Source organism: Vibrio sp. 10N.286.46.A8, assembly GCF_041470165.1.
GTDB lineage: Bacteria > Pseudomonadota > Gammaproteobacteria > Enterobacterales > Vibrionaceae > Vibrio > Vibrio tasmaniensis_A.
Genome location: NZ_JBFRLX010000238.1, coordinates 1 through 5457 on the forward strand (window position 1 = coordinate 1; position 5457 = coordinate 5457).

At 43.1% G+C, this 5457-nt stretch carries 5 protein-coding genes; 2 read left to right on the forward strand and 3 right to left on the reverse strand.

What is annotated here, in order from left to right; translation table 11 throughout:
- Positions 1–92: 92 nt before the first annotated feature.
- Positions 93–2063: an ATP-dependent zinc metalloprotease FtsH gene (ftsH, locus tag AB4232_RS20030; RefSeq protein WP_041472898.1), complete on the reverse strand. Its 1971-nt coding sequence runs from the start codon at positions 2061–2063 to the stop codon at positions 93–95.
- Positions 2064–2170: 107 nt separating this feature from the next.
- A complete protein-coding gene (gene rlmE / locus AB4232_RS20035; RefSeq protein WP_009847548.1) occupies positions 2171–2800 on the reverse strand; it encodes a 23S rRNA (uridine(2552)-2'-O)-methyltransferase RlmE in 630 nt (209 codons plus the stop codon).
- 114 nt (positions 2801–2914) lie between these two features.
- On the opposite strand from rlmE, the gene yhbY reads away from it, so the two are divergent.
- Entirely contained in the window at positions 2915–3211 is a 297-nt protein-coding gene (yhbY, locus tag AB4232_RS20040; protein WP_004734509.1) for a ribosome assembly RNA-binding protein YhbY, read from the forward strand.
- Between the two features lie 124 nt (positions 3212–3335).
- Here yhbY and greA read toward each other — a convergent pair whose 3' ends face one another.
- A complete protein-coding gene (gene greA, locus AB4232_RS20045; protein WP_135382812.1) occupies positions 3336–3809 on the reverse strand; it encodes a transcription elongation factor GreA in 474 nt (157 codons plus the stop codon).
- A 515-nt stretch (positions 3810–4324) separates the two neighbouring features.
- Between greA and AB4232_RS20050 the strand changes: the two genes are divergently transcribed.
- Positions 4325–5371 carry a porin gene (locus tag AB4232_RS20050; protein WP_135382811.1) on the forward strand — a complete coding sequence of 349 codons (1047 nt, stop codon included), beginning with the start codon at positions 4325–4327 and terminating at the stop codon, positions 5369–5371.
- The last annotated feature ends 86 nt before the right edge of the window (positions 5372–5457 follow it).

A 5457-nucleotide genomic window follows, 5' to 3' on the forward strand; every position in this document is an offset into this window, starting at 1 on the left:
CATGGAAGGTGGGTCTTAAAGGTAAAAAATATCTTGGGCTAGAAACAGAAAAACCCTGAGCGTACTCAGGGTTTTAATTTAAAGCTTAGCAATTAAGAATCTTTGTTTTGAGCATCATCTGATTCAGATTTAACTTCTTCAACTGTCGACTCTTCAGCTTTTGGCTCGGCTTCTGCTTGCTCTTCTGATTTAGCTTCAGGTTTAGCTTCTTCCTTTGCAGGTTCTGCTTTCGCCTGATCACCCCAACCAGCAGGCTCACGAATGTCAGTCTTACGCTCCATGAGGTCATCAATCTGACCCGCATCGATCGTTTCGTACTTCATTAGCGCATCTTTCATCGAGTGCATCAAATCCATATTATCTTCTAGAATTTGCTTAGCTCGAGCGTAGTTGCGGTCGATAAGAATGCGAATTTCTTCATCGATAAGTCGAGTTGTATCGTCAGAAACATGCTTTGCTTGGCTCATGCCGCGACCTAGGAAAACTTCGCCTTCTTCTTCAGCATAAAGAAGAGGTCCTAGTTTCTCAGAGAAGCCCCACTGCGTAACCATCTTGCGAGCAATATCTGTTGCACGTTCGATATCGTTAGACGCACCGGTCGAAACCTTGTCTTTGCCGTAGATAAGTTCTTCAGCAAGACGACCACCGTACAAGCTAGAGATCATTGATTCTAGATGTTGGCGAGACATGCTTACGCGATCTTGCTCTGGTAGATACATAGTTACACCAAGCGCACGACCACGTGGGATGATTGATACTTTGTACACTGGATCGTGTTCAGGTACCAAACGACCAACAATTGCGTGACCTGCTTCGTGGTAAGCCGTTGACTCCTTCACTTCCTCAGACATCACCATTGAACGGCGCTCTGCACCCATCATAATTTTGTCTTTCGCAAGTTCAAACTCAACCATAGATACATTGCGTTTGTTACCACGAGCAGCAAATAGAGCCGCTTCGTTAACAAGGTTCGCAAGGTCTGCACCAGAGAAACCTGGAGTACCACGAGCAATCAGAGATGGTTCAACATCACCTGATAGTGGCACTTTACGCATGTGTACTTTAAGAATCTGTTCACGACCACGTACATCAGGTAGACCAACCACGACTTGACGGTCAAAACGACCAGGACGAAGTAATGCAGGGTCTAGTACGTCTGGACGGTTAGTCGCAGCGATAACAATAATACCTTCGTTACCTTCGAAACCATCCATCTCAACCAGCATTTGGTTAAGTGTTTGCTCACGTTCATCGTGACCACCACCAACACCAGCGCCACGTTGACGACCTACCGCATCGATTTCATCGATAAAGATGATACAAGGCGCTGCTTTCTTCGCTTGTTCGAACATGTCACGCACACGAGATGCACCAACACCAACAAACATTTCAACGAAGTCAGAACCAGAGATAGTAAAGAACGGTACTTTCGCTTCACCAGCAATCGCTTTTGCAAGCAATGTCTTACCCGTACCAGGAGGACCGACCAACAGGATACCTGTCGGGATCTTACCACCAAGCTTTTGGAAGCGACTTGGGTCACGAAGGTAATCCACAAGCTCTTTCACGTCTTCTTTTGCTTCGTCACAACCAGCAACATCAGCAAACATCGTTTTGATTTGTTCTTCGCTCATCATTCGAGCTTTGCTCTTACCAAAAGACATTGCGCCTTTACCGCCGCCGCCGCCTTGCATTTGACGCATGAAGAAAATCCACACACCAATCAGTAAGATCATTGGGAACCATGAAATGAAGATAGTGCCAAGCAGGCTCTGCTCTTCAGGTGGTGTACCCTGAACTTTTACGTTTTGATTAATTAAGTCATCAAGTAGCTTTTGATCATAAACAGGCATGTAAGTTACATACTTAGAGCCACCACCACGACGTGTGAAAGTGATTTCGCTGTTATTGAACTGTGCGTCTTGAATCTGGCCTTGGCCAACTTCCTGTACAAACGTGGTGTAATCTACTGCTCTGCCGTTACTTTCCCCAGGGCCGAAGCTCTGGAATACCGACATCAACACTACCGCGATAACAAGCCACAGAATTAAATTTTTTGCCATGTCACTCAAGGTGTAAGCCTCTCGATAACTAATTGTAATTAAAGGTAGGGTACTACAGTTTGTAACCTGTAGCCATGTTGTTAACTCTCACTCTTGGAAGAGAATCGTTAACCTTTGTAACCAGTTGCTACGATAAACACTTCACGAGAGCGAGCTCGAGAAGAGTCGGGTTTTCTAACTTTGACTGTTTTAAACATCTCACGGACGTCCTTAACATATTGGTCAAACCCTTCGCCTTGGAATACTTTTACAACAAAACTACCATTGGTAGCTAGAACTTGTCGACACATATCCAAAGCTAATTCAACTAAATACATAGCTCTTGGCTGATCCACAGAATTGTTGCCTGCTATATTAGGTGCCATATCAGACATCACGACATCAACCATGTTTGGTTGTATACGTTCCAGCAACGCATCTAGCACAGCTTCTTCGCGGAAATCGCCTTGTAAAAAGCTCACTCCAGCAATCGGATCCATTGGTAACAAGTCACACGCAATGATTTGACCGTTGTCTCCGATAATCTTAGCAGCATATTGAGACCAACCGCCAGGCGCTGCACCCAAATCCACAATGGTCATCCCTGGAGTCAGCAATTTATCTTTCGTTTGAATCTCTTCCATTTTGAAATAAGCACGCGAACGATAGCCTTTTTTTCTGGCTTCATTTGCGTACTTGTCGTCGAAGTGTTCCTTCAACCAACGGCCCGAACTGGCCGAGTGTTTCTGTTTGCTCATTGGATACCTAAATTGGAGGAAAGTACTAATTGCTGAATAAATTATAGTCTTCAGCTTTAGATGGCGTTAAAATAGGTTTTTTCAACCCTAATACTAAATAAAATTGGCCGCGTAATGAACCTAAGTACCAAACAAAAGCAGCATCTAAAGGGCCTAGCTCACAGTTTAAAACCTGTTGTGCTAATGGGCGCAAATGGACTTACTGAAGCTGTTCTAGCGGAAATCGAATTAGCTCTAGACCACCACGAACTGATCAAGATTAAAGTTGCATCAGAAGACCGTGAGACTAAGCAACTGATTATCGATGCAATTGTACGTGAATCTAAAGCTGAGAAAGTACAGACTATCGGTAAAGTTCTAGTACTGTTCCGTCAGTCAGAAGCACGTAAAATCGAGATTCCACGCAAGTAAGCGAGCTTAATATAAGCTAACTTCATTAAAAGAAAGCCACTGCGCTTAGCTTTTAGTGTAGCGTGAGAAACGAAAAAGGTCGCATTAGCGACCTTTTTACTTATCAAAAACAAAGAAAATTCAATTAGATGTATTCTACTTTGTCGATTTCGAAGTCTTTATCACCACCTGGGGTAGAGATCAGTACTTCATCGCCTTCCAACTTACCGATAAGACCACGTGCAATTGGGGATTTCACAGAAATGCGACCCGTTTTGATATCGGCTTCATCTTCAGAAACGATTTGGTAGCGGAATTCTTCATCCGTATCTACGTCAATCAAAGTCACTGTCGTGCCAAAGATAATCTTACCTGTGTTATCCATCTGCGTTACATCGATGATCTGAGCCAGTGATAGCTTATATTCAATATCTCGAATTTGAGCTTCACAGATACCCTGCTCTTCACGAGCGGCGTGGTATTCAGCATTCTCTTTCAAGTCACCGAGTTCACGAGCTTCACCAATAGCTGCTGAAATAATAGGACGTAGCTTAAGTAGGCGATCTAATTCGTCACGTAGCTGCTGAGCGCCACGTACTGTCATTGGAACCTTTTCCATTTTTTACCTCTATGCCAAAGCTTTCTTTGGCCAACATAAATCCACCCAACATACTTATTGGGTGATAGAAACAAAACGATTTGGCTTAGTGTAAACAAACTTTATGGCTAAATCACCTTTATTCCACTTTGCGTTATAAAAGCTTTATCTAGGTCTAAATTACAGACATCACAAAAATGAATAATAACCCCACCATCAATAAGTTGGCGATGAAATATCTAAAAAAAACAAAAATAAACCAAATAAACACAGATCACACTTTTATAAAAATCACATAAAATCAATAGTTTAAACATAGTCAAACTCAATAAAACAGTGTGCATAATTTTTATTGATATCATTTTACTACCTGATGGTGGAACTTTAGGGTTAAAAAGTACCCCACGGATTGTTCTGGCAAGTTTCACGCTTTTGTTCTAAGCATGATTATGAAGCTTGATTAATACGAGCAATACACAAAAAGGATTCAAATCCTTGATAAATACCTTTATGGACAGTAATTAGGAATTAATAACATGAACAAGACTATGATCGCGCTTGCTGTATCTGCTGCAGCTCTTGCTACTGGTGCTAACGCTTCAGAACTATACAACCAAGACGGTACTTCTCTAGAAATGGGTGGCCGTGCGGAAGCTCGTCTATCTATGAAAGATGGTAACGCTCAAGACAACTCTCGAATCCGTCTTAACTTTCTAGGTCAAGTTGAAATCCAAGACGGCCTATACGGTGTTGGTTTCTACGAAGGCGAATTCACAACTGCTGAAAACGGCAAAGGCACTGACAAAAACAGCGACAGCCTAACTAACCGTTACGCTTACGCTGGACTTGGCGGTACATTCGGTGAAGTAACTTACGGTAAAAACGACGGCGCTCTAGGCGTAATCACTGACTTTACCGATATCATGGCTTACCACGGTAACTCTGCAGCAATGAAAATCAATGCTGCTGACCGTGCTGACAACATGCTTTCTTACAAAGGTCAATTCCAAGACCTAAGCGTTAAAGCAAGCTACCGTTTTGCTGACCGTACAGAACTAAAAGCTGACGGTACTCCAGCAGGCGAAGGCGATGCTGTTGCTTCTTACAGCGACAACAGTGCTGATGGTTACTCTCTATCTGGTATCTACGCAATCGGTGAAACTGGCGTTAAACTAGGTGCTGGTTACGCAAGCCAATACTCTGGTGATGCAGCTCAAGACGAATACATGCTTTCTGGTTCTTACACTATGGGCGACCTATACTTCGCTGGTGTATTTACAGATGGTCAAGTTGCTAAGAACGACGGTGATTACACTGGTTACGAAGTAGCAGCGGCTTACACTCTAGGTCAAACAGTATTCTCATCTACATACAACAACGCTGAAACTAACGGTGAAACGTCTGCTGACAATATCGCTGTTGATGCAACGTACTACTTCAAGCCTAACTTCCGTGGCTACGTATCGTACAACTTCAACCTAATCTCAGCGGGTGACCAGTTCGGTACTGCTGGCGGCAACCTTGCTGCAACTTCAGCACAAGCTGAAGACGAGCTAGCTCTAGGTCTACGTTACGACTTCTAATTCTGATTATCTAATTGATTAATTAGTTAATTGAGAATCAAAACGCCCGCTCTATAGCGGGCGTTTTTTATATCTGTATACTGAAA